We start from the raw sequence: 24,237 nt of genomic DNA on the forward strand, positions 1-24,237 counted from the left end.
TTTTTGTGTGTTTTTGTTGGTTTTGTGGGTTGGGGGGGGGGGGGGGGGGGGGGGGGGGGGGGGGGGGGGGGGGGGGGGGGGGGGCCGGCCCCCCCCCCCCCCCCCCCACCGCGGGTCAGACGTCAGGCGTCCTTGAAGGTCTCGCCCTTCGACGCCTTCTCCACCAGCAACGCGGGCGGCGCGAAGCGGTCCCCGTACCGGTCTGCGAGTTCCCGGGCGCGGGCCACGAAACCGGGCAGCCCGCCCTCGTACCCGTTGATGTACTGCAGGACGCCGCCCGTCCAGCCGGGGAAGCCGATGCCGAAGATGGAGCCGATGTTGGCGTCGGCGACCGACGTCAGCACGCCCTCCTCCAGGAGCCGTACGGTGTCCAGCGCCTCCGAGAAGAGCATGCGCTCCTGCATGTCCTGGAACGGGATCTCGGCGCCCTCACGCGTGAAGTGCTCGCGCAGGCCCGGCCAGAGTCCGGCGCGCTTGCCGTCCACGTAGTCGTAGAAGCCCGCGCCGCCGCTGCGTCCGGTCCGCCCGAACTCGTCGACCATGCGGTCGATGACGCCCTCGGCCGGGTGCGACGGATAGCTGCCGCCCTCTTCTTCGATGGCCCGCCGGGTCTCGTTGCGGATCTTGCGCGGGAGGGTGAGGGTGAGCTCGTCCATCAGGGAGAGCACCTTGGCCGGGTAACCGGCCTGGGCCGCGGCCTGCTCCACGGACGCGGGCTCGATGCCCTCGCCGACCATCGCGACGCCCTCGTTGATGAAGTGCCCGATGACGCGCGAGGTGAAGAAGCCGCGCGAGTCGTTGACGACGATCGGGGTCTTGTTGATCTGGCGGACCAGGTCGAAGGCGCGGGCCAGGGCCTCGTCGCCGGTCCGCTCGCCCTTGATGATCTCGACCAGCGGCATCTTGTCGACGGGCGAGAAGAAGTGCAGGCCGATGAAGTCCACCGGACGCGAGACGCCCTCGGCGAGCTGGCTGATGGGCAGCGTTGAGGTGTTGGAGCAGAGCAGGGCGTCGGGCTCGATGACGTCCTGGATCTCCTGGAACACCTTGTGCTTGAGCGCCGGGTCCTCGAAGACCGCCTCGATCACGGCGTCGCAGCCCGCGAGGTCCCCCGGGTCGGCGGTGGGCGTGATCTGGGCGAGCAGCGCGTCGGCCTTGGCCTGGGTGGTACGGCCACGGGACACGGCCTTGGCGCAGAGCTGCTCGGAGTAGCCCTTGCCCTTGGCGGCGGCTTCCGCCGACACGTCCTTGAGTACGACCTCCATCCCACCGCGCGCGCAGGCGTAGGCGATGCCCGCGCCCATCATCCCGGCGCCGAGCACGGCGACCTTCCGTACCTTCCGGGGCGCGATGTCCTTGGGACGGTTGGCGCCGGAGTTGACGGCCTGGAGGTCGAAGAAGAAGGCCTGGATCATGTTCTTGGAGATCTGGCCGGTGACCAGCTCGGTGAAGTACCGGGCCTCGATGGTCAGTGCCGTCTCGAAGTCGACCTGGGAGCCCTCGACGGCCGCGGCGAGGATGTTGCGCGGGGCAGGGTAGGGGGCGCCCGCGGTCTGCTTCTTGAGGTTGGCGGGGAAGGCCGGGAGGTTCGCGGCGAACTTGGGGTGCGCCGGGGTGCCGCCGGGGATCCTGTAGCCCGGAACGTCCCAGGGCTGCTGGGACTCGGGGTTGGCGTCGATGAAGGCGCGCGCCTGGGCGAGCATCTCCGCCTCGGTGGCGGCCACTTCGTGGATCAGGCCGTTCTCCAGGGCGCGCTGCGGGTTGTACTGGGTGCCCTGGAGCAGCACCTTGAGCAGTGCGTCGGTGATGCCCATCAGCCGTACGGTGCGGGCGACGCCGCCGCCCGCGGGGAGCAGGCCGAGGGTGACCTCGGGCAGGCCGATCTTGGAGCCGGGTGCGTCGAGTGCGACGCGGTGGTGGCTGGCCAGCGCGATCTCGTAACCGCCGCCGAGCGCCGCGCCGTTGATGGCGGCGACGACCGGCTTGCCGAGGGTCTCGATGCGGCGCAGGGAGTTCTTGATGCCGGTGCCGGTCTCGAAGGCCTGCTGGGCGTTCTCCGGGCCGACCTGGATCATTTCCTTGAGGTCGCCGCCCGCGAAGAAGGTCTTCTTCGCGGAGGTGTAGATGATGCCCCGGATGGACTCCTTCTCGGCCTCGACGCGGTCGGCGATGGCGGCGATGGAGTCCTTGAAGGCCTGGTTCATGGTGTTCGCGGACTGGTTGGGGTCGTCCAGGACGAGGGTGACGACGCCGGTCTCGTCCTGTTCCCAGCGGATGGTGGTGGACTCGCTCATGCTTGGGTTCTCCGTGAAATCCGTAAGGGTGGGGGCGAGACAGGTCAGAGACGCTCGATGACGGTGGCGATGCCCATGCCGCCGCCGACGCAGAGCGTGGCGAGGCCGTACCGCTTGTCCTGCCGCTCCAGCTCGTCGACCAGGGTGCCGAGGATCATCGCGCCGGTGGCGCCCAGCGGGTGGCCGAGCGCGATGGCGCCGCCGTTGACGTTGACCTTGTCCAGGGAGAGGTCCATGTCCCTGGCGAAGCGCAGGACGACGCCCGCGAACGCCTCGTTGATCTCGACCAGGTCGATGTCGTCGATGGTCAGTCCGGCCTTCGCGAGGGCCTTGCGGGTCGCGGGGGCGGGCCCGGTGAGCATGATGGTGGGCTCGGAGCCGGAGACCGCGGCGGAGACGATCCGGGCGCGCGGCGTGAGGCCGTACCGCTCGCCGACCGCCTTGGTGCCGATGGCGACCAGCGACGCGCCGTCCACGATGCCGGAGGAGTTGCCCGCGTGGTGGACGTGGTCGATCTTCTCCACCCAGTGGTACTTCTGCAGCGCGACCGCGTCGAAGCCGCCGAGCTCGCCGATGTCGGCGAAGGACGGCTTGAGCTTGGCCAGCGAGTCGGCGGTGGTGCCGGGCCGCAGGTGCTCGTCGTGGTCGAGGACGACCAGTCCGCTGCGATCCTTGACCGGGACGACCGACTTCGCGAAGCGGCCTTCCTTCCAGGCTGTCGCGGCGCGCTCCTGCGACAGGGCGGCGTACTCGTCGACGTCGCGCCGCGAGAAGCCCTCGATGGTGGCGATGAGGTCGGCGCCGATGCCCTGCGGGACGAAGCCGGTGTCGTAGTTGGTCATCGGGTCCGCGAACCAGGCGCCGCCGTCGGACGCCATCGGCACCCGCGACATCGACTCGACGCCGCCCGCGAGCACCAGGTCCTCCCAGCCCGAACGGACCTTCATCGCGGCCAGGTTGACCGCTTCCAGGCCCGAGGCACAGAAGCGGTTCTCCTGGACGCCCGCCACGGTGTCGGGCAGCCCGGCGGCGATCGCCGCGATCCGGGCGATGTCGGAGCCCTGGTCGCCGACCGGGCCGACGACGCCGAGCACGATGTCGTCGATGGCGGCCGGGTCCAGGGCGGGGAAGCGGCCTTGGAGCTCGTGGATCAGGCCGACGACCAGGTCGATCGGCTTCGTTCCGTGCAGGGCCCCATTGGCCTTGCCGCGCCCGCGCGGGGTGCGGATCGCGTCGTACACGTACGCTTCGGTGCTCAAGGTCGGCAGCCTTTCAGGGTGCGGGATGAGGGTGGGTCGGGCTGGTGGGCGAAAGCGCTGGTCAGGGCAGCAGGGAGCGGCCGATGATCTCCTTCATGATCTCGGTCGTCCCGCCGTAGATGGTCTGGATACGGCCGTCGGTGAAGGCCTTGGCGACGGGGTATTCGGTCATGTAGCCGTAGCCGCCGTGCAGTTGCAGGCAGCGGTCGGCTACGCGTTTCTGCAGTTCGGTGGCCCACCACTTGGCCATCGACGCGTGGACGGCGTCGAGTTCGCCCTTGGCGTGGTCGACGATGCAGCGGTCAAGGAACGCGCGCGTGACGGCGCACTCGGTGGCCATCTCGGCGATCTCGAACCGGATGTGCTGCAGCTTGGCCAGCGGCCGTCCGAACGCCTCGCGCTCCTGGACGTACCGCATGGTGATCTCCAGGAGGTGCTCGGCGGCGGAGATCCCGGCGACGGCGATGCCCATCCGCTCCTGGGCGAGGTGGGTCATGAGGTGGATGAAGGCGCCGTCCAGCTCGCCGAGGAGGTTCTCCTTGGGGACGCGTACGTCGGTGAAGAACAGCTCGGCGGTGTCCTGGGCCTTCTGGCCGATCTTGTCGAGGTTGCGGCCACGCTCGAAGCCTTCCATGCCGCGCTCGACGACCAGTAGGGAGAGGCCCTTGGCGCCGCCGTCGGGGGTGGTCTTGGCGACCACGATCACCAGGTCGGCGAGAATGCCGTTGGAGATGAAGGTCTTGGAGCCGTTCAGCAGCCAGTGGTCGCCTTTGTCCTCGGCGGTGGTACGGATGCCCTGGAGGTCGGAGCCCGCGCCCGGCTCGGTCATGGCGATGGCGGTGATGGTCTCGCCGGTGCAGAAGCCGGGCAGCCAGCGCCGCTTCTGCTCCTCGGTGCCCAGCGTGGTGAGGTACGGGCCGATGATGTCGTTGTGCAGCCCGACCGCGAGCCCGGCGGCTCCCGCGCGGGTGAATTCCTCGGCCAGGACGGCGCTGTAGCGGAAGTCGTCGTTCCCGCCGCCGCCGTACTCCTCGGGCACGGCGAGCCCGAGCAGGCCCTGCTTTCCGGCCGCGAGCCAGGCCTCGCGGGAGACGATGCCGTCCTTCTCCCACTGCTCGTAGTGCGGCAGCACCTCCTTGGTGAGGAAGGTGCGCACGGTCTCGCGGAAGGCCTCGTGGTCGGCGGAGTAGAGCTGGCGCTGCAGGCCCGAGGGCGTCTGTGGCGTCTGTGACGTCATGTGTGCGGAGCCTCCTGTGGCGTCTTCGCCAGTTCCGGTACGTCCCAGTCGCGGGCCACCGCTTCGGTGTCGGCGCCTGGCTGTGCGGGGGGTGTGCGTACGGCGGTGGGGGTCGCCGAGAAGCGCGGGGCCGGGGCGGGCTGGGTGATGCCGCCGTGGTCGGTGAAGGTGGCGCGGGCGGCGAGATGCGGATGGGCGGGGGCCTCGCCCAGGGACAGGACGGGCGCCACGCACGCGTNCTCGGCGTGCGGCGTCGCAGGTCATGAATGGGGTCTCCCCTGCTCAGGGGGGCACCTCCCGCTCGAGCGGAGCCGAGAGTGGGGGAGAAGCCGAGAGCTTGGGGAAGGAGCCACCTGTCCTGCGGCGCCGTGCGGCGAGAGTGCGTGCCGGGCGTCGCTGCGCAGGCGAGGGTTCAAAGACAGGCTCTGAGCCTGTCGGTCGCCGTGCGCAGGGCGCTGCGGCACAGGGCGTCCGCGTGGCGGGTGGTCTCCGGGAGCCGGTAGCGGGGCGCGAGCCGGAGGGTGTGGGCCACGGCCCGGTCCAGGGTCACCCGGTGGCCGACCGACACGAACACCGGCTTCACCCCGTCCTGGGTGCGCACCGCGCGGCCCACCTCCTCCGTGCCGTCCAGCAGGGGTGAGGTGGAGCCGCGCGAGGCGCCCGGCTCCTCGTAGGCGAAGGTGAAGGGGTTCTTGGCGACGCCGATCGTCGGCAGGCCGGTGAGTACACCGAGGTGCGTGGCCAGGCCGAAGCGGCGCGGGTGGGCGCGGCCGTAGCCGTCGCAGACGACGAGTCCCGGGTCGGCCCGGAGGGACTTCAGGGCGTCGAGCACGGTGGGGATCTCCCGGAAGGCGAGCAGCCCGGGGACGTACGGGAAGGTGATCCGCCCGGTCGCGGTGGCCTCCTCGACGACCTTGAGGGTCGCCGCGTCCAGGACGACGGCGGCCGCGGCCACGAGGTCGCGCTCGTCGTCGTAGGCGACGTCGACTCCGGTGACATGGCCGGTGCCGGGTGGTGGGCCGGACTCGTCCAGGATGACGCGGGCGCGCAGTTCGTCCTGGATCGCTCGGGCTTCGGCTTCGGTGGTGGGCCGTTCGGTGCGGGTGTGTGCGGTGGGCATGGTGTGTTGAGGGTACTTGGCGCGGTCTGGGCGTGCTTTCGCGTGGCGCGCGGGGCTGCGTAGGGTGCGTCTACGGTGGCGGATCGATCACCGGAGTACGGAAGAACACGGAGTGCGGAGAGCGGGGGCTTGGTGGCGGGGATACCGGGACGGCGGGCGCATCCCGCTGCGCCCGGAATGCCGGACCGGTGGCGCACGGTGGTCCCCGCGCGCACGGTCCTGGGCGTCATCCACAACGTGACGTCGGCGACCCGGCTGCTTGACCTGCTCACCGTGTTCGACGGGGATCCGCGGGTGCAGGTGCTGTTCACCTGTACCGGGTCCTCGCCGTTCGAGCCCGGTATCGAGGAGTTCGTCGGCGCGCGGGAGCTGCCGTTCATCTCGTGGGAGGAGGCCAGGAGTTACGCGTTCGACCTGGCGGTGAGCGCGAGTCGCGGTGGAGATCTGCAGGATATCTCCGCACCGATCATTGGGACTCCGCACGGCGCTGGATACAATAAGACACTGCAGCGGGAGCCGGGAGCCGGGAGCCGGGAGCCGGGAGCCGGGAGCCGGGAGCCGGGAGCCGGGAGCCAGGAGCCAGGAGCCAGGAGCCAGGAGCCAGGAGCCGGGAGCCGGGAGCCGGGAGCCGGGAGCCGGGAGCCGGGAGCCGGGAGCCGGGAGCCGGGAGCCGGGAGCCAGGAGCCAGGAGCCAGGAGCCAGGAGCCAGGAGCCTTTGGGCTGACTGCTGAATGGCTGGTGCACGACGGTGAGTTGGTGCCGTCCGCCATCGTCCTCTCGCATGACGAGCAGCGGGAACGGCTGCGGCAGGGCTGCCCACAGGCCGTGCCGCTGTCCCATGTCGTCGGCGACCCTTGCATGGACGAGATCCAGGCGTCTCTTCCGTTCCGGAGCGAGTACCGCGCCTCGTTCGGCCTGCGGCCCGGCCAGAAACTGCTGCTGCTGACCTCCACTTGGGGACGGCGGTCCCTGCTCGGCGGCGCGGCCGACGTCGTGGGCCGGGCGCTCGCCGAACTCCCCCGCGACGAGTTCCGTGTCGTCGCCGCCGTGCACCCCAACGCCTGGTACGGGCACGGCGGTTGGCAGATCCGGTCCTGGCTGGAGCCCCACGTACGGGCCGGTCTGATCCTGCCCGAACCGGCGTCCGACACCTGGAAGGCCGCACTCTGCGCGGCCGACGCCTTCCTGGGCGACCACGGCTCGTTGACCCTGTACGCGGCGGGGCGTGGCCTGCCGGGGCTGCTGGCCGCGTTCGACGACGGGAGCGTCGCCGCCGGGTCCCCGATGGCGCGGCTCGGCGCGCTGCTGCCCCGCGTCCGGTCGTCCGCGCCGCTGGCCGGGCAGCTCGCGGCCGCTCTGCGCGACCAGCCGGGCAGCCCCGACCTGACCGGGATTTCACAGCTGGTCACCTCGCGCCCCGGCCAGGCGCTCGCCCGCCTCAGACGGCTCTGCTACCGGACGCTCGACCTGGACGAGCCACCGCGTCCCGTCGTCCCGCGCCCGGTGCGGCTGCCCCCGCCTCCGGCCGACGCGCGGCGATCGCCGTTGGAGCAGCCGGTGTTCGCCGAGGCCCGTGTGACCGGTCACGATTCGACGGGCCGCGTCACGGTCTCGGTACGCCGCTACCCCGCCGAGCCGCAGACGACGGGCAACCAGGCGCACCTGCGCGACGCGCAGGTCGTCGTCGACGAGGGCGAGCCGGATCCCCGCTGGGCGAACGTGGCCGACGTCGTCGTATCCCGCGGCTCACGACCCGGCGACCTGTTCGGGCGCCACGCGGGCTGCTCGGTCGTCGTCGAACCCACCTCACGCGCGGCCTGCCGCCTGCGCCTGCGCGACGGCACCGGGCACCACGCCCGCTGGACCACTCGCCCGTGGTGGGCGACCCCCGCGGTCGCCGCCGCGGTAATCGGCGCCTGCCTGGCCCGCTCCGGGAACGGCTGGGAGGGCGAGGTCGCCGTACGCGCGGGCGACGAGCTGCCCTTGGGCGTACTGTTCCTGCGCCGGACGACGCGGGAGCCCGACCCGAAGTCCCCCGGCCCAGACCTCCGAATCGACCACTGAGCCTGGGCCTGCCCTACGGATCAGCCGTGCGGGCCCGCGGGGCCCGCAGGCCCTTGTGCAGTCGGCGTACGGATCGGCCGGCTATCCCTCCCGCGTGGGGCCGACCAGCCTCGCGCGGGCCTCGGCGGCGCGCAGGCTGCCGAGCTCGGCGTACACGTCCAGCGCCGACTGCCAGTCCGTGCGGGCTTGTTCACCGTCCGCCAGCGCCGCGTAGGCGTCTCCCCGTACGAGGCGCGCGTCCGCTTCTTCCTTGGGGGCGCCGCGGCCCTGGAACAGGTCCAGCGCCTCGGTCAGCAGGGCGGCCGCCTGGTCGGGGTTGCCCGCGGCCAGGGCGGACTCCGCGTGGCGGGTCAGGGCGCGGGCTTCGTTGTAGCGGTCGGGGGTGGCGAGTGCGGCGAACTCGCGGCGGGCGGCTGTGAGGCGGTCCGCGGCCTCGTCGTGGCGGCCCGCGGCGCTCGCGGCCCGGCCCCGGTGATAGGTGAGCAGGGCCCGCCCACGCGGGTGGTCGAGGTCGCCGAGTGCGTCCAGCGCCTGGCCGAACAGGTCCGCGGCCTCGTCGGGACGGCCCTGCTTGAGCGCGACCATGCCCAGGCCCTCCAGAGCCGTCGACTCGGTGCGCGGGTGCCGCGCGCGCCGAGCCGCCTCACGTGCCGCCTCGTAGTGCCGGGCGGCCGACACCAGGTCGTCGGCGCCGCCGCGGTCGAAGTGCGCGAAGGCCAGTTCGTAGTGCATACGGGCCGACACCAGGAGGGCGTCAGCGGGCGGCTCGGGCAGCTCCATGCGCTTCACGGCGGCCTGCACCGCCCACCCGCACACCTGGACCCACAGGGTGTGGTGCTTGCGGCGGAAGAAGACCCCGCGCAACGCCTCGGCCTGCTCGCAGACCTGGCCGTACCGCTGGTCCCGCAGGGCGAGGCCGACCACGGCGGCGGCGTTCTCACGGTCCGCCTCCACGGCGTCCAGGGCCTCCTCCTCCGAGGCGAACACCGTGTCGAGCAGGTCGGGTTCGGCGAACAGCGGGCCGATGCGCCAGCGTTTGGACACCAGGTGCTCGGCAGCGGCGGCGCGCCGCAGATACCAGTCGGCCAGGGTCAGGGTGACCGTGGCGGCTTCGTCCGCGCCCTCAGCGCCCTCGCCCGACGAAGCCGACAAGCCCGACGAGGCCGACGAGGCCGACGAGAGTGATGTGGCCGACGCAGACGCCGAGCGGGCCAGCGCACCCGCGTACTCGTGCACCAGGCGGTTCATCCGGCAGCGCCCGGGGCGCGGTCGTTCGATGAGGCTGCCGTCCAGCAGCGTGCGCCTGATCCGGGCGCCTGGCTCGGCGCCTCCGGCGAGTTCGTCGACCAGGGCGTCCGCGAACTCGGGGGTGGGGTTGAGACCGAGCGCGCGGAACACCCGTGCCGCTGGCTCGTCCAGTGCGCGGTAGGAGACCTGGAACACGCCGAACACCTCGGATGCGCCGTCCACGGACTGCTCGTCGGACATCGACAGCGCCTCAAGCAGCGAGCCGCGCCCGGTCAACTGCCGTACGAACGCGTCCAGTCCGCCGTCCAGCGGATCGGCCGCGCAGGCCCCCGCGATGCGCGCGGCGACCGGCAGTCCGCCGAAGGCCGGGATCACGGCGCGCAACAGCTCGTCCTGCCCCGGTTGTTCGGGGCCCGTGGTGTCGGCGGCGTACCGGAACAGTTCCGCGCACGCGGCGTCGTCCAGGCCCTCCACGGGTACGTACGCCGGTCTGGTGGAGCCGAGGGCGACCCGTAGGCCGCCGAGCAGTTGGCGGCTGGTGACCAGGACCAGGCTCGCGGGGTGTCCTGGCAGCAGTGGTGGGACCTGTCCGGTGTTGACCACGCCGTCCAGGACGACCAGGCAGGGCGCGTCGGAGGTGAGCGAGCGGAAGTAGCCGCCCAACGCCGGGATGCCCGCGGGCAGTTCGTCGCGTGGGATGTCCAGGAGCCCGATGAACGTCTCCAGCACGCCGGCCGTGTCGCTCGGGTCGAGGTCCCCGCGCGGGCTCATGTCCGCGTAGAACACACCGCCGGGGAATTCCGCGGATCTCTCGGCGACCCAGTGCAGGACCACACCCGTCTTGCCGACGCCAGGCGGCCCGGTGACCGCCACGACGAGCGGTGAGGTGCGTGCCGCGAGGCCGTCGGCGAGTGCGTGCAGACGCGCGCGTACCTGCTCACGGTCGACGAATCCGTCTGGTGGGGCGGGCTGCATGCGGGGGATGCGTGGCGGTCTGATCTGGGCCTGTTGGTAGAGCGTGGCGTACTGCGCCTGGACCAGTGTGTGGGCGCTGCCGCCCGACATGCTGTTGGAGACCGAGTGCACCCGGCAGCACACCCCCGTCCGCGTCTGATCACGGCTGCCGCCCGCAGTCTTCCAGGCCTACGCCGTCCACGCTGCCGTATTCCGGCCAGTGTGCGGGGGGTGTTGGCCGGTCCTGGCGTGCTCGGGAGCCGGGTCGGCGAAAGACTCGGCGGTGGCCGCGACGGCCGACCTGGTCGGGCAGATGCAGCGCACCCGACCGCAGTTCGGACATACGGGAACGAGGAAAGACATGCTCCCAATGTGCCCCACACAGATGAGAATTTCCTGGGAGTGGAACGTAACGGATTCGCGACGGGACCCGCCGCTCGGCGGACGGACAGCGCTGCGGGTAGCCTCACGATCATGTTCGTACTTGAGCTGACCTACACCGCACCCCTGGCCGACGTCGAGAAGGAGATGGCCGCGCACATCGCCTGGCTCGACGAGCAGTACGCGGCCGGTGTGTTCCTCGCCTCGGGGCGCAAGAACCCGCGGGACGGCGGAGTCATCCTCGCGGTCGGTGAGGACCGCGCGCGGATCGAGGAGATCGCCGCGGCGGACCCGTTCGCCGTGGCGGGGGTGTGCGCGTACCGCGTCACGGAGTTCATCGCGACGAAGACGGCGCCGGGGCTCGCCGCGTACAAGGAGCAGCCTCGGGCCTGAGCCTCAGCCCTCGAAGCGCCATGGAGCTCCCTGAGCGCACTCAGCTCCCCGAGCTCCCTGACGCTTCAGCCCTTGAGCTGGGCGAACTGGTGGACCGCCGCCTGCGCGTAGGCGATGCGGCGGTCCAGCCGGTCGTCGTGCCACCGGTAACCCGCGCTCATGTGGCGGAACTCCAGGCCCGCCCCCGTGAACGGCCAGGCGCCGCGCGGGCGCCAGGTGATGTGCTTGGGGCAGCCCCACACCTGGAGCCCGACGCCTTCGCTGAGCGTGACCAGCGCGACGAGTATCGACACGGCGAAGAACAGCCCCCACAGCGGCAGCAGCAGTACGAAGCCGAGCCAGTCCGGCCAGCCGCCCTTGTAGCCGACCAGCGGCGTCCGCCCGTCGGCGAACTCGATCCGCCAGCGGTAGCGCCGGTAGCGGTTCGGGCGCCCGCGGTGGATGCGGGCCAGTTCCTCGTGGTGCTCGTCCAGGACGGTGAACCAGCGGGGTTCGCCCTTGGGAAGCGGTTCGGGATGTACGGAGCACAGGGTCCGCTTGTCGGGGTCGCGCAGGACGAACAGCGGGTGCATCTCGCCGGTACGGGCGAGGGTCCGCATCCGTGCCTCGACCTCGGCCACGGTCACCGGCCGGGCGGACGCGCGCGTGGCGGCGGGGCGGTTTGCGGCGAGGCCCGTGCCGGATTCCGTGGCGCACGCCCGCGGTGGGGCGGGGGCGAGCACGTTGCCCGGCTCCACCAGCTCGATGTGCGCCGCCGCCCGTTCCGCGCGGTGCTCGCTGTCGGGCAGCACCATCAAGCAGCTGCCTTCGGGCCAGCGACCGGCGTGTGCCCCGCCGCTGCCGTCCAGCTCGATGGAGAACCCTGTCGCCGCCATCTCCCCCTGCTTCCCGACTCGTTGCCTGCTCTGCCCACCGCGGCGTCCGCGGGCGATTATGCCAACGCGGGCCGCGGCTGGGGAGTGCGCGGGAGGGGTTCTCCACACCGCGCGGTGGGTGGTCAGTACCGCAGCCTGGCGATCCGGCCCTGCTCGCCCGAGGCCCAGCAGGCCCGGTCCCGGGTGCAGTCGACGGTGTCGTACGAGCCGGTGTCGACCGTCCGCCAGGTGCGGCCGCCGTCGGTGGTCAGGTCGGTGCCGGTGGGGCCGACCGCCAGGGCGGCCTTGCGGCTGTGCGGTAGCCAGGTGACGCCCGAGCGGTAGGCGGGCGGTGGCTCGGCGGACGGTGTCCAGCTGCGGCCGCCGTCGGTGCTGCGGGCCGCGGCCTGGGGTGACGCCTCGCCGGTGCGGTAGTCGCCGCCGACCGCGATGCCGTGCGTACGGCCCTGGAAGGCCACCGCGAAGACGCCGCGCGCGGGTTCTCCGGCCGGGATCGGTGTGTCCACCGCCGTCCAGGTCAGTCCGCGGTCGGCGGAGTGCAGCACGCGCGCGTGGGAGCCGCCGCCGGTGGTCAGCCAGACGTCCTTGGGGCCCGAGCTGACCAGGCACTGGCCGCTCGCCGCGAACCCGGCCTCGCCCTCCAGGGCCGGGGGCATACCGTCGTCGGGCAGCACCGTCCAGGAGCGGCCGCCGTCGACGGTGGACAGGATGCGGAACCTGCCGTCCACCGGGTCGCTCATGGCGAGCCCGTGCCGACGGTCGAAGAAGGTGACGCAGTCGTAGAACGCCTGCGGCTCGGTGTTGCGGAAGGTCTCGGTCCAGGTCGCTCCGCCGTCCTCGGTGCGCAGCATCCGGGACGCCTCGCCCTCGCCGATCGCCAGCACCACCGCGCGGCGCCGGTCGAAGGCCTCGATGTCGCGGAACTCCAGCTTCTCGTCGGCGGCGCCAGGCGGTGACACGTCCTGCCAGCTGCGGCCGCCGTCGGTGGTGCGCAGCACGGTGCCCTGGGAGCCCGCGGCCCAGGCGGTGGAGCGGCTGACGGCTGCGAGGCCGCGGAAGCGGACGTCGGTGCCGGTGTGGGTGAGCTGCCAGCCGGGCCACCCGGTCCGCGCCTGCGCGCCGTCGCGGACACCGTCGGCCGTACCGGATGGCGCGTCGGCCTGCGCGGGTGCGGCCAAGGCGGCGGCGAGTGCCGCCCCGCACACACCGATGGCCATCATGCGCCGCATACGTCTCGTCTTCCCCAGTCCCCTCATGGGCGGGCAAGCTAGTCCACGCACCCGGCACCGTCCAGGGTGCCTGTCCCGGTCTCGGTGACACAGCTCACCTCGCTCGGCGTGCACGGAACCCTTCATTCCGCCGTCTAAGCAGGCAACCAGGCCGTTTCAGGTTCCCGGCCGTGCCGTACGAACCAGCTGTCGTAAGGGAGCAGGCGTTGACCACTGTCATCGAGCAAGCCGTCGAGGCCCGCCTTGTCGCTGCCGCACCGCGGATGCCAACCATCCCCGCGACGCTGCACTACGACTCCCGCGATCCGTTCGCCGTTCGGATGGCGTTCCCCGCTCCGGCGACCCTGGAGGGTGTCGAGGTGTCCTGGGCGTTCGCCCGCGAGCTGCTCACCCTCGGCGTCGACAGCGCGGCGGGCGACGGCGACGTACGGGTGCGGCCGTACGGCTATGACCGGACCGTGCTGGAGTTCCACGCGCCCGAGGGCACGGCGGTGGTCCATGTGCGGACCGCCGAGCTGCGCTGCTTCCTGGAAAGCACCGCGGTGCTCGTGCCGCTGGGGCACGAGCACCTGCTCCTGGACATGGACGAGGACCTGGCGGAGCTCATGCGCGACGCTTGCTGATGCCTGCCGAGGCCTGCCGAGGCATGCTGAGGTCCGCTGTCGCGCGCGTGGAGCTCAGCCAGGGCGTACGAGGTTCAGCCAGGACGTACGGGACTCAGCCAGCGCGTACGGGCCTCAACGCACCTCACCCAGCAGCGAGTTGAGCTCGCCGTAGTCGAGCCCGTCGGTCAGCTGCTGGTAACCGCCGGCGGCCAGCAGTTCGCGCGCCGCCCTGCGGACCAGGGCGTGTGCGGCCTGGGCGATGCTCGACCCCGCGCTGATCCGGGCGACACCGAGGGCGGCCAGTTCGGCGACCGGCGGCGCGCCAGGCCCGACCAGCACGTTCAGCGGTCCGTCGATCCCGGCGACGAGCTCCTTGACCCGGTCCGGGTCCACCACACCCGGCACGAAGATCCCATCGGCCCCCGCCGCGCGGAAGGCCGCCGCCCGCTCCAGGGTGAGCGCGACGCGGGCGTCCTCCGCGCCGACGCCGCGCAGATACGTGTCGATCCTGGCGTTGATGAACAGCGGCACCCCCACGGCGTCCGCCGCCGCACGGGCCGCCGCGATCCGCTCGGCCTGGTCGGGTACGGCGCGCAGCGGTGTGTCGCCCTCGTGGAGCGCGTCCTCGATGTTGACGCCGACGGCCCCGGCCGCGAGCACCGCGCGGACCGTCTCGGCCACCTCGTCGGGCCCCGCCCCGTAGCCGCTCTCGATGTCGGCGGTCACCGGGACGTCCACGGCCGCCACGATCCGCTGCACTGCTCGGATCGCCCGGTCCCGGGTGAGGTGGTCGCCGTCCGCCGCGCCGAGGTCCCAGGCGACGCCCGCACTCGTGGTGGCCACCGCGGCGGCACCGGCTTCCGCGACGATGCGGGCGCTCGCGGCGTCCCAGGCGTTGGGCAGCACCAGCGGGCGGCCGGGTGTGTGCAGGGCGTGGAGGGTGCGGGCCTGGTCCTTGAGGTTCGTCATACGGGCCAGCCAAGCAGCGCCGCCAGGGGCGGGTCTGGCAAGAATCCGACACGTATGGCGGGCCGGAAATAACCGGTTGCCCGCGCGAGCGGCTTCGCCCTACGGTGTACGCGTACCTGTTGCCGCCGATAGGAGTAGGACGTTGCTCGTCTGAGGTCTTGAGACACCGCGCACCGCAGTGAAGTGATCCTGTGGCCTTTGCGCGTCGTGTGCGACCTCGGCTGTCGAGCCGTCCTGCAGCGGAGCGGGTCTTCTCTCTTCTACCGCCGCCCTCTGTCGTCGCCGCGCCCCGGTGTCTCATCCCGCGTTGCCCCTTGACCATTCCCCAGCGCGCGCCGGAGGCCTGTATGTCTACCGTTCCCCCGTCCATCACCTGCACCTCGCTCGACTTCGCCTGGCCGGACGGCACCAAGGTCTTCGACGGCCTCCAAGTGGCCTTCGGTCCGGGCCGGACCGGACTGATCGGCGTCAACGGGTCGGGGAAGTCCACCCTGTTGAAGTTGATCGCCGGTGAACTCACCCCGGCCGACGGCGTGGTGCGACTCGCGGGCGAGGTCGGCTATCTGCCGCAGAACGTCACGCTCGACACGGAGCTACGGGTCGACGAGGCGCTCGGAATCGCCGCGAGCCGCGCCGCGCTGCACGCCATCGAGGCGGGCGACGTCAGTGAGGAGAACTTCACCGCGGTGGGCGACGACTGGGATGTCGAGGAGCGCGCCGTGGCGACCCTGGACCAGCTCGGGCTCGGCCACATCGGACTCGACCGCACCATCGGCGAAGTGTCGGGCGGCGAGTCCGTGCTGCTCAGGCTGGCCGCACTGCTGCTGCGCCGACCCGACGTACTGCTGCTCGACGAGCCGACCAACAACCTGGACCTGTACGCCAGGCAGCGGCTGTACAGCGCTGTGGACGCCTGGTCGGGCGTGCTGATCGTGATCAGTCACGACCGGGAACTCCTGGACCTGGTCGACCAGATCGCCGATCTGCGCGAGGGCCGGATCACCTGGTACGGGGGCAACTTCTCCGCGTACGAGGAGGTGCTGGGCACCGAGCAGGAGGCCGCGGAGCGCATGGTCCGGGTCGCCGAGGCCGACTTCAAGCGGCAGAAGCGCGAACTGACCGAGGCGCACGTCAAGTTGGCCCGGCGGGTGCGCTATGGGCAGAAGATGTTCGACACGAAGCGCGAGCCACGGGCGGTGATGAGGATGCGCAAGCGCACCGCCCAGGAGTCGGCGGGCAAGCACCGCATCCTGCACGAGGAGAAGCTCACCGAGGCCAAGGAGCGGCTCGACGAAGCGGTCGATGCCGTCCGGGACGACGACGAGATCCGCGTCGACCTGCCGTACACCGCGGTGCCGCCAGGCCGCTCGGTGCTCACCCTCAGCGGGCTTCGACTCCGCTACGGGGCCCGTGTCCAGGGCGAGTTCGAGTTGCGTGGCCCGGAGCGGATCGCGCTGGTCGGGCGGAACGGCGCGGGCAAGACCACGCTGCTGCGGACGATCAGCGGGGAGCTCGAACCGGAGGAGGGCGAGGCGGTGCCACACGTACCGCTGCGCTTCCTGCCCCAGCGGCTCGACGTCCTGGACGGGGAGCGGACCGTCGCCGAGAACGTGGCACGGTCCGCGCCCGACGCCACCAACAACCGGATCCGGGCACGGCTGGCCCGCTTCCTGTTCAAGGGGGCGCGGGCCGACCAGGTGACGGCGACCCTGTCGGGCGGCGAGCGGTTCCGGGCGGCGCTCGCGGCGCTGCTGCTCGCGGAGCCGGCGCCGCAGCTGCTCATGCTGGACGAGCCGACCAACAACCTGGACATGGCCAGCGTCAAGCAGCTGACCTCGGCGCTGGAGTCGTACGAGGGGGCGCTGATCGTGGCCAGCCATGACCTGCCGTTCCTGGAGTCGATCGGCATCACCCGCTGGCTGCTGCTGGACGGCGAGCTCAGGGACACGACTGCGGAGGGGGTGCGCGAGGCGATGGCGACGAACTGAACGAGGAGCGCATCTGAACGAGGAGTGCACCCGAACCAGGCCAGGAGCGCGGCTGAACCAGGAGCTCACCTGAGCCAGGAGCGCGGCTGAGCAAAGAACGCACCTGGCCAAAGAGCCGGGAAATCCGGACAGAAGCTGTCGGGTATCGGCTCTAGCGTCGCGGGTATGTCCTTCCTTCCCGAGCAGATCGTCATCACCGGTGCCCGCGAGAACAACCTCAAGGGCGTCGACCTCCGCATCCCCAAAGGCCGCCTCACGGTCTTCACGGGGGTGTCGGGGTCGGGAAAGTCGTCGGTCGTCTTCGACACGATCGCGGTCGAGTCGCAGCGTCAGCTGAACGAGACCTTCACCTGGTTCGTCCGCAACCGGCTGCCCAAGTACGAGCGGCCGCACGCGGACGCCCTGGAGGACCTCTCGCCCGCGATCGTCGTCGACCAGCGGCCGATCGGCGGCCACTCGCGCTCCACCGTGGCCACCATGACGGACATCTTCTCGGTGATCCGGGTGCTGTTCTCGCGGTACGGGACACCGAGCGCGGGCCCGGCCACCGCGTACTCCTTCAACGACCCGTCAGGGATGTGCCCGCGCTGCGACGGGCTCGGGCGGACGGTGCGTCCGGACTACGAGCGCATCCTGGACCCGGCCAGGTCGCTCGCGGACGGCGCGATCCTCTTCCCGCCGTTCGCCGTGGGCACCTTCCACGGCCAGACCTACCTCAACAGCCCCGACCTGGACGCCCATCGGCCGGTCGGTGAGTTCACGGCGGCCGAGCGGGAGTTCCTGCTGCGCGGCAAGGGCGGCAAGGTACGGGTCAAGGGCACCACCTTCGAGGTGGAGAACGACTACGAGGGCCTCGCCGACCGCTTCGAGCGGCTGTACGTCAAGCGCGACATCGGCGCGCTCAGCCAGCGCACCCGGGACCTGGTGCAGCGCTTCATCACCGAAGGCGACTGCCCCGAGTGCGAGGGGGCGCGGCTCAACGCCGCGGCCCTGGCCTCCCGTATCGACGGGCTCAGCATCGCCGACTGTGCGGCGCTGGAGGTCACCGAGCTGATCCCGGCGCTGGCGCGGATCGCGGACCCGGTGGCCGGGCCGATCGCCGCGGCGGCCGTCACCGCCCTGGAGCGGATCGAGGCCATCGGGCTCGGCTATCTCAGCCTGGACCGGCCGACCCCGTCCCTGTCGGGGGGTGAGGGGCAGCGGCTGAAGATGGTGCGCCACCTGGGCAGCAGCCTCACCGGCATGACGTATATCTTCGACGAGCCCAGCGTCGGCCTGCACCCGCGCGATGTGGGGCGGTTGAACGATCTGCTGCTGCGGCTGCGCGACAAGGGCAACACAGTGCTGGTCGTCGAGCACGACCCGGATGTGATCGCCATCGCCGACCATGTGGTCGACATGGGCCCCGGCGCCGGGACGCACGGCGGGGAGATCGTCTTCGAGGGGACACCGCGGGAGCTGCGCGCCGCGGACACGCTCACCGGCCGCTGCCTGCGCAGGACTTCGGGTGTCAAGAAGGAGCCGCGGGAGCCGACGGGTGGGCTGTGGGTCAAGGATGCGCGGCTGCACAACCTGCGCGAGGTGAGTGTGCGCTTCCCGACCGGGGTGCTCACCGCGGTGACCGGGGTCGCGGGTTCCGGCAAGTCCACGCTGGTGTCCGGGGCGTTCACGGCGGCGCATCCGGATGCCGTGGTCGTGGACCAGTCGCCCATCGGGATCTCGGCGCGCTCGACCCCGGCGACGTATCTCGGGATCATGGACCCGCTGCGCAAGCTGTTCGCGCAGCGGACCGGCACCCGGCCGGGGCTGTTCAGCTTCAACTCGCAGGGTGCGTGCGAGGCGTGTCAGGGGCGGGGCATCAGCTACAGCGACCTGGCGTTCATGGACCCGGTGACCACGACCTGCCAGGTGTGCGAGGGGCGCCGGTTCAAGGACGAGGTGCTGGCGCTCACGGTGGGCGGCCGTTCCATCGCGGACGTGCTGGAGCTGACGGCCGATCACGCCCTGGAGTTCTTCGCGGAGTTCGACGACCGGGCGGTACGGCGCCGACTGCGCGCGCTGCGCGATGTGGGGCTCACCTATCTCACCCTGGGGCAGCCGCTCAGCTCGCTGTCGGGCGGCGAGCGGCAGCGCATCAAACTGGCCATGCGGCTGCACCGTACGGGCGCGGTCTATGTGCTCGACGAGCCGACGACCGGGCTGCACATGGCGGACGTCGACGGTCTGGTGGCGCTGCTGGACCGGCTGGTCGACGCGGGGAACACGGTGATCGTGGTCGAGCACAACCTGGACGTGGTCAGGCGCGCGGACTGGATCATCGACCTGGGTCCGGAGGGGGGCAGGCATGGCGGCCGGGTCGTCTTCGAGGGCACGCCGGCCGAGCTGCTCGGCGCTCCGGACTCGTTCACGGCGCGCTTTCTGCGGCGTGAGACGGGGGGCGGGAGCTGATCGGAGTGATCGGTTCCGGGGGTGGTGCGGCGGGAGCTGATCGGAGTGATCGGTTCCGGGGGTGGTGCGGCGGGTCGACGCGGGGTTCCCCCGGCCCGGCCGCACCCTGCATGATGTCCGCCACCACCGCCCCCGAGACGGAGTCATGCCACGTGCCCAGCAAGAAGGCCCTGATCCGCCGCCCGAGCCCACGCCTCGCCGAAGGCCTGGTCACCCATGTCGAGCGCGCCGTCGTCGACCCCGCCCTCGCGCTCGACCAGTGGGAGACCTACGCCGCGACGCTGCGCGAGCACGGCTGGGAGACCGTCGAGGTGGCACCGGCCGACGACTGCCCGGACGGCGTCTTCGTCGAGGACACGGTGGTGATGTTCCGGAACGTCGCCCTGATCACCCGGCCCGGCGCGGAGTCCCGCCGCCTGGAGACGATCGCGGTGGAGCACACGGCGGCCGAGCTCGGCGCCTCGGTGAACTGGGTCTGGACCCCCGGGACGCTGGACGGCGGCGATGTTCTCAAGATCGGCGACTCGGTGTACGTGGGGCGCGGCGGGCGGACCAACGCGGACGGTGTGCGGCAGCTGCGGGCGGCCTTCGAGCCGCTGGGGGCGCGGGTCGTCGCCGTACCGGTGTCCAAGGTGCTGCACCTGAAGTCGGCGGTGACCGCACTGCCGGACGGCACGGTCATCGGGTACGAGCCGCTCCTGAACGCGGAGCTGACCACGCTGTTCCCGCGCCTGCTCGCCGTACCGGAGGAGTCGGGGGCGCATGTGGTGCTGCTGGGCGGCGCCAAGCTGCTGATCGCGGCGAGCGCGCCCCGGTCCGCGGAGCTGCTGGCGGATCTCGGCTATGAGCCGGTTCCCGTGGATATCGGCGAGTTCGAAAAACTCGAAGGATGTGTGACCTGCCTCTCGGTACGACTGCGCGATCTGTACGCGTAGCACCATCACAAAATAGGAGGAAACGGTCAGCTCACCCCCCTGGTAAGGGATCTCCTTTACAGGACGCTTAACCTACGGTCTCGTAACCTACGAACCCGTAGGTAGCACTCTCCCGTCCCCGCAGGAGCCCCCGTGACGATCACCTCCCCCCACCTTGGCAGCTCGGACAACTGGACTGATGCCCGGCTGCTCTACGCGCTGGAGGAAGTGGTGGAGAAGGAGCTCAACCGCCACTTGAAGGTTGCCAAGGACTGGATGCCGCACGAGTACGTGCCGTTCTCGGACGCCCGGAACTTCCCGGGCTTCTTCGAGGACGGCGAGGCCTGGGACCCGCAACAGTCCAAGGTCACCGACATCGGCAAGACCGCCCTGGTGGTCAACCTGCTGACCGAGGACAACCTCCCCAGTTACCACCACGAGATCGCCTCGCTGTTCGGCCGCGACGGCGCCTGGGGTACCTGGGTGCACCGCTGGACCGCCGAGGAGGGCCGGCACGGCATCGTGATGCGCGACTACCTGCTCGCCTCGCGGGCCGTCGACCCGGACAAGCTGGAGCAGTTCCGGATGGCGCACATGAGCGAGGGCTTCGAGTCCGACAACCGGCACTCGATGCTGCACTCGGTGGCATACGTGGCCTTCCAGGAGCTGGCGACCCGGATCTCGCACCGGAACACCGGGCACCAGTCGGGCGACCCCGTCTGCGACCGGATGCTGTCGCGCATCGCCACCGACGAGAACCTGCACATGGTCTTCTACCGCAACCTGCTCGGCGCGGCCTTCGAGATCGCCCCCGACCTGACCATGCAGTCGGTGCGCGATGTCGTCGTGAACTTCCGGATGCCGGGGCACGGTATGCCCGGATTCGAGCGGGCCGCCGCGCAGATGGCGATCGGCGAGATCTACAACATGCGCATCCACCACGACGACGTGCTGCAGCCGGTGCTGCGCTTCCTGAAGGTCCTGGAGATCACCGGGCTCGGCCCGGAGGGCCTCAAAGCGCAGGAGGAGCTCGGCCTGTACATGGGCGGGCTCGACTCGGAAGCCTCGAAGTTCGACGAGAAGCTCGCGGCCCGCAAGGCCCGCATCGCGGCACGGGCCGCCGCGAGCTGACCTGCCGAGTCCTGTCCGCCCCGGCGGACTCCGCCCCGCCGGACAGGACTCCGCCCGTCGGACAGGACTCAGTCCCGCCGCCGGTCGCGCCGCAGCTGCTGGCGCTCCTTCTCCGAGAGGCCGCCCCAGACGCCGAAGCGCTCGTCGTGGGTGAGGGCGTACTCCAGACAGGCGGTGCGCCCCTCACAGGCCATGCAGAGGCGTTTGGCCTCGCTGACGGAGCCACCGGGCTCGGGGAAGAAGAACTCGGGCCCGGTCTGGGCACAGAGCGCCTCCGACTGCCAGGCGGGGACAGGAACGACGTTGGTATCGCTGAGCATGTCCGTCATGCTGCCGGGCAGCGCGAAACAAGCGATCAACGAACGCTGAACGCCCACGTCGCCCCCGGCGCGCCGCGCCGGGGGCGGCCCGGTTTCCGTGGCTCAGCCTTGCGGCGGGACGGGCTTGAGCAGCGCGAACCGCAGGCCGTGCGGGTCGGCCAGCTTCGCGAGGCGGCCGACGTCCTCCATGTCCGTGGGCTCCATACGTACCGTGCCGCCGAGCCGCTCGGCGGTGGCGACCGTCGCATCGCAGTCGTCGACCGCGAAGTACGGCAGCCAGTACGCCTCGCCCGCCGCTTCGACCGGGTCGGACTCCTTGGCGACGATGCCACCGAACATGTCGTCCGCCGTGGTCCCCTCCGGGTACACGGTGGTGTAGGAGCCACCGGGGAAGGTGACCTCGAAGGCCTGCAGGCCGAGCACGGCGCCGTAGAAACCGACGGCCGCGGCGACATCCGTGGTGTACAGCTCGGCCCAGCAGAGGCTGCCCGCGGTGTTGACCGCCTCCAGGCCCGGCATGGTGCCCGGCTGCCAGACACCGAACTCCGCGCCGGCCTGGTCCGTGAACACGGCCATCCGCCCGAGGTCGGCGACGTCCATCGGTTCGGCCACGACCGTGCCGCCGGCCTGCGCCACGGCCTTGGCCGTGGCGTCCGCGTCCGGGCTCTGGAAGAAGATGCCCCAGCGGGGCGGGCCCATCTCCTCGGCCAGCGGCATTCCGCCCGCGACGGCCTTGCCGTCCAGCTCGTAGGTGCCATAGCCGCCGAATTCGGGGCTGCCCGGCTGGAACCGCCAGCCGAAGAGCTCGCCGTAGAAGGTGTTCGCCCCCTCGATGCCGGGGGTCGTGAGATCCGTCCAGTTGACGGAGCCGGTGACGAAACGGGTGGTGAGCATGGTCCGCTCCTTTGCGGGGTCCCGTTGTCCTGCCTCTCACGAGTCTGGCACCCGGCACTGACAACCGCCCTTTCCACGGGGTCCTACCGGTGGTGCGGCTCGTGCCCCGGGGTCGTGCCGTCCGGCTTGGCGACCAGGAGCATTCCGGTGTTGTCGACGACCGGTGTGGGGTCGTCGGGCCCGGTCAGGATGCCGGTGCGGTTGTCCGCCCAGCGGTGCCCGTGCAGATGGAACGTGTGGTAGTACTCACCGTGCGTGATCATGACGATCTCGACGCGGTCGCCCATCGTGGCCCGGAAGTCGGGTCCCTGGGCGAGGTTGTTGGTCGTCATGTCGTTGAAGACGATGGTGAAGGTCTTGTCCGGCAGGACGATGGTGAAGGTCTTGTCCGGCAGTACGTCGCCCGCGCGGCGCACGATCAGCGGCCCGTAGAGGCCCTTGGTCGTGGTAGTTCCAGTACCGTTCCTAGCGTTGTTGGCCAGCGTTGGCCGGATCGCCATAGATCGGATCGGTGATCCGATGACCTCGCGAATGGTCTTCGAGGTCGGGGAACAGCGCGAGTTGGTCACCTCGGCTCCAGCAGGTCTTGTCGCCTCCGTTTGGCGTGCCTGTGGTCCTGGGTGGGCTCGCGGTCCCGTGTGGCCTGGGAACGGATGCGGTCTGGCCGGTAGCTCTCCGCTGCCCGATCCTCTGGTCGGGAGCGGTCACACCTGGCCGACGCCGGATCCTGTGTCCCAGGCCACGCCTGCCGATCGCCACGGCGGCACCGTGGTGCCGGGTGACGGTGATCTTGGTCTGCTGCTGGACCGGGGCTTTCCAATACCTCCCGCCCCAGATCGAGGAGTAGGCGGGGTCCACCGCGATCACGACCAGGCCCTGGTGATAGGCCATACCTCGCAGGCGTTCCCGGAACTTCGCGGTAGGGATGCCGGCCACGGTGCGCCGGAATCGCTTGCCGCGCCTGCCGCGGCCCATGGTCTCCCGCCCCGTGGTGCGGGCGTCGTCGAAGCCGAGGTTCTCGATCGCGATGCCCGCGCAGTGGTGCTGCTGGGCGATGCCGATCAGTTCGGTGATCGCGCCGCGCAGGCGCCCGTCCCGCTGGGAGGCCGGACCGGTCACCTCCAGCGGGATCGTGTGCGGTTCGCCGACCGGGTTGCCGTGCGGGTCGAGGACACAGGCGGCCAGATGATCAGCGTTGAGGTCGACCGAGAGAAGGTTCTCGCCGAACGCCCGGATCTCCTGGGGGGCCTGGCAGGACCGTCTTGCCGGTCGACCAGGAGGCATCCAGGTACCAGCGGCCGCGTGCCGGATCGCGGACAATGTCGTAACGCACAGCCCGGTGCTCGGTCACCCGGTCCAGACATTCCTCCCGCCGGTGCGAGAAGGCGACCGTGCACGAGAGCGTGTAGCGGCCACGCGGACTGTTCGCCAGGGACCGCAAAGGTTCCGGGAGCACGAGCGACACCTCTCCCGAGGCGGGGTCGACGGTGATCGTGTAGTTGCCGTGCGGGGCACCGGACTCGCCGTCGGCGGTCAGGAACAGACGAGCAGCGTCCCACCGTTCCCGCCAGCCGACTTCGGTGATACCAGCCTCAGCGAGGTGGTGACGGGCCCTGGCCAGTCGGCGTCCGCCGACCACGATCGACGGACACCCCTCCTCGATCTGCCGCTGTACCGCCGCCAGCTGCGATCCAAGACTCTCCAGACGGCGCTGCTTCTGCCAGCGCTCGGCTTGGTCCACATAACCACGCATCCGGCCGCGCTTCTGGCCGCACGGCACCGCCAGCCGCCGCCCGATCTTCCGGATCCGGCGCCGCAGACCGGCCCGCTCATCCACCAGGCAGCGCATCGACAGCTGGTACTGATCCTCTGACGCGCGGGTCAACGCCCCCGCCCACCGCGAGGAGGAAACGG

The 24,237-nt window shown here is 71.2% G+C and carries 19 protein-coding genes and 2 pseudogenes; 7 read left to right on the forward strand and 14 right to left on the reverse strand.

What is annotated here, in order from left to right:
• Positions 1 to 122: 122 nt before the first annotated feature.
• From U9R90_RS04485 to U9R90_RS04505, 5 genes and pseudogenes are all read right to left on the reverse strand, one after another.
• Positions 123 to 2,294: a 3-hydroxyacyl-CoA dehydrogenase NAD-binding domain-containing protein gene (locus tag U9R90_RS04485; RefSeq protein ID WP_411055051.1), complete on the reverse strand. Its 2,172-nt coding sequence runs from the start codon at positions 2,292 to 2,294 to the stop codon at positions 123 to 125.
• A gap of 44 nt (positions 2,295 to 2,338) precedes the next feature.
• Positions 2,339 to 3,553 (reverse strand): acetyl-CoA C-acetyltransferase, encoded by a 1,215-nt coding sequence (locus U9R90_RS04490; protein ID WP_411055052.1) that lies wholly within the window; start codon positions 3,551 to 3,553, stop codon positions 2,339 to 2,341.
• A gap of 61 nt (positions 3,554 to 3,614) precedes the next feature.
• The gene (locus U9R90_RS04495) at positions 3,615 to 4,790 is read right to left on the reverse strand and encodes an acyl-CoA dehydrogenase family protein (RefSeq protein WP_411055053.1); all 1,176 of its coding nucleotides are present in this window, start codon (positions 4,788 to 4,790) and stop codon (positions 3,615 to 3,617) included.
• A pseudogene (locus U9R90_RS04500) lies at positions 4,787 to 5,026 on the reverse strand (CoA transferase); the annotation flags it as partial. The gene U9R90_RS04495 and the pseudogene U9R90_RS04500, both read right to left, overlap by 4 nt.
• A gap of 176 nt (positions 5,027 to 5,202) precedes the next feature.
• Complete coding sequence (locus tag U9R90_RS04505) at positions 5,203 to 5,910, reverse strand: endonuclease V (RefSeq protein ID WP_411055054.1); 708 nt, start codon at positions 5,908 to 5,910, stop codon at positions 5,203 to 5,205.
• A 198-nt stretch (positions 5,911 to 6,108) separates the two neighbouring features.
• On the opposite strand from U9R90_RS04505, the gene U9R90_RS04510 reads away from it, so the two are divergent.
• Complete coding sequence (locus U9R90_RS04510) at positions 6,109 to 7,974, forward strand: hypothetical protein (RefSeq protein ID WP_411055055.1); 1,866 nt, start codon at positions 6,109 to 6,111, stop codon at positions 7,972 to 7,974.
• An 81-nt stretch (positions 7,975 to 8,055) separates the two neighbouring features.
• Here U9R90_RS04510 and U9R90_RS04515 read toward each other — a convergent pair whose 3' ends face one another.
• Positions 8,056 to 10,308, reverse strand: a complete 2,253-nt coding sequence (locus tag U9R90_RS04515) for a hypothetical protein (RefSeq protein WP_411055056.1) — start codon at positions 10,306 to 10,308, stop codon at positions 8,056 to 8,058.
• Positions 10,309 to 10,650: 342 nt separating this feature from the next.
• Here U9R90_RS04515 and U9R90_RS04520 point away from each other — a divergent pair, with 342 nt between their 5' ends.
• Positions 10,651 to 10,950 carry a YciI family protein gene (locus tag U9R90_RS04520; RefSeq protein ID WP_411055057.1) on the forward strand — a complete coding sequence of 100 codons (300 nt, stop codon included), beginning with the start codon at positions 10,651 to 10,653 and terminating at the stop codon, positions 10,948 to 10,950.
• Positions 10,951 to 11,015: 65 nt separating this feature from the next.
• On the opposite strand, the gene U9R90_RS04525 is transcribed toward U9R90_RS04520, so the two are convergent.
• Together U9R90_RS04525 and U9R90_RS04530 are read right to left on the reverse strand one after the other, a co-directional pair.
• Complete coding sequence (locus tag U9R90_RS04525; RefSeq protein ID WP_411055058.1) at positions 11,016 to 11,825, reverse strand: hypothetical protein; 810 nt, start codon at positions 11,823 to 11,825, stop codon at positions 11,016 to 11,018.
• 122 nt (positions 11,826 to 11,947) lie between these two features.
• A complete protein-coding gene (locus tag U9R90_RS04530; protein ID WP_411057642.1) occupies positions 11,948 to 13,042 on the reverse strand; it encodes a WD40/YVTN/BNR-like repeat-containing protein in 1,095 nt (364 codons plus the stop codon).
• 218 nt (positions 13,043 to 13,260) lie between these two features.
• Between U9R90_RS04530 and U9R90_RS04535 the strand changes: the two genes are divergently transcribed.
• Positions 13,261 to 13,677 (forward strand): SsgA family sporulation/cell division regulator, encoded by a 417-nt coding sequence (locus U9R90_RS04535; protein WP_411055059.1) that lies wholly within the window; start codon positions 13,261 to 13,263, stop codon positions 13,675 to 13,677.
• A 114-nt stretch (positions 13,678 to 13,791) separates the two neighbouring features.
• On the opposite strand, the gene U9R90_RS04540 is transcribed toward U9R90_RS04535, so the two are convergent.
• Positions 13,792 to 14,628: an isocitrate lyase/phosphoenolpyruvate mutase family protein gene (locus U9R90_RS04540; RefSeq protein ID WP_411055060.1), complete on the reverse strand. Its 837-nt coding sequence runs from the start codon at positions 14,626 to 14,628 to the stop codon at positions 13,792 to 13,794.
• Between the two features lie 347 nt (positions 14,629 to 14,975).
• Between U9R90_RS04540 and U9R90_RS04545 the strand changes: the two genes are divergently transcribed.
• The 4 genes from U9R90_RS04545 (at position 14,976) to U9R90_RS04560 (ending at position 21,109) form a co-directional block, all read left to right on the forward strand.
• Positions 14,976 to 16,616: an ABC-F family ATP-binding cassette domain-containing protein gene (locus U9R90_RS04545; protein ID WP_411055061.1), complete on the forward strand. Its 1,641-nt coding sequence runs from the start codon at positions 14,976 to 14,978 to the stop codon at positions 16,614 to 16,616.
• Between the two features lie 165 nt (positions 16,617 to 16,781).
• Positions 16,782 to 19,064, forward strand: a complete 2,283-nt coding sequence (locus tag U9R90_RS04550) for an ATP-binding cassette domain-containing protein (RefSeq protein WP_411055062.1) — start codon at positions 16,782 to 16,784, stop codon at positions 19,062 to 19,064.
• Between the two features lie 152 nt (positions 19,065 to 19,216).
• A complete protein-coding gene (gene ddaH / locus U9R90_RS04555) occupies positions 19,217 to 19,999 on the forward strand; it encodes a dimethylargininase (RefSeq protein WP_411055063.1) in 783 nt (260 codons plus the stop codon).
• Between the two features lie 132 nt (positions 20,000 to 20,131).
• Positions 20,132 to 21,109, forward strand: a complete 978-nt coding sequence (locus tag U9R90_RS04560) for an acyl-ACP desaturase (RefSeq protein ID WP_411055064.1) — start codon at positions 20,132 to 20,134, stop codon at positions 21,107 to 21,109.
• A gap of 68 nt (positions 21,110 to 21,177) precedes the next feature.
• On the opposite strand, the gene U9R90_RS04565 is transcribed toward U9R90_RS04560, so the two are convergent.
• From U9R90_RS04565 to U9R90_RS04585, 5 genes and pseudogenes are all read right to left on the reverse strand, one after another.
• A complete protein-coding gene (locus U9R90_RS04565) occupies positions 21,178 to 21,438 on the reverse strand; it encodes a WhiB family transcriptional regulator (RefSeq protein WP_411055065.1) in 261 nt (86 codons plus the stop codon).
• Between the two features lie 93 nt (positions 21,439 to 21,531).
• A complete protein-coding gene (locus tag U9R90_RS04570) occupies positions 21,532 to 22,323 on the reverse strand; it encodes a VOC family protein (protein WP_411055066.1) in 792 nt (263 codons plus the stop codon).
• Positions 22,324 to 22,406: 83 nt separating this feature from the next.
• Positions 22,407 to 22,787: pseudogene (locus tag U9R90_RS04575) on the reverse strand (multicopper oxidase domain-containing protein); the annotation flags it as partial.
• A 1-nt stretch (position 22,788) separates the two neighbouring features.
• A complete protein-coding gene (locus U9R90_RS04580; RefSeq protein WP_411055067.1) occupies positions 22,789 to 23,442 on the reverse strand; it encodes a hypothetical protein in 654 nt (217 codons plus the stop codon).
• A gap of 70 nt (positions 23,443 to 23,512) precedes the next feature.
• Positions 23,513 to 24,208 carry a hypothetical protein gene (locus U9R90_RS04585; RefSeq protein WP_411057790.1) on the reverse strand — a complete coding sequence of 232 codons (696 nt, stop codon included), beginning with the start codon at positions 24,206 to 24,208 and terminating at the stop codon, positions 23,513 to 23,515.
• Positions 24,209 to 24,237: the final 29 nt, after the last annotated feature.

Source organism: Streptomyces sp. E11-3 (assembly GCF_046540415.1).
Taxonomy (GTDB): domain Bacteria; phylum Actinomycetota; class Actinomycetes; order Streptomycetales; family Streptomycetaceae; genus Streptomyces.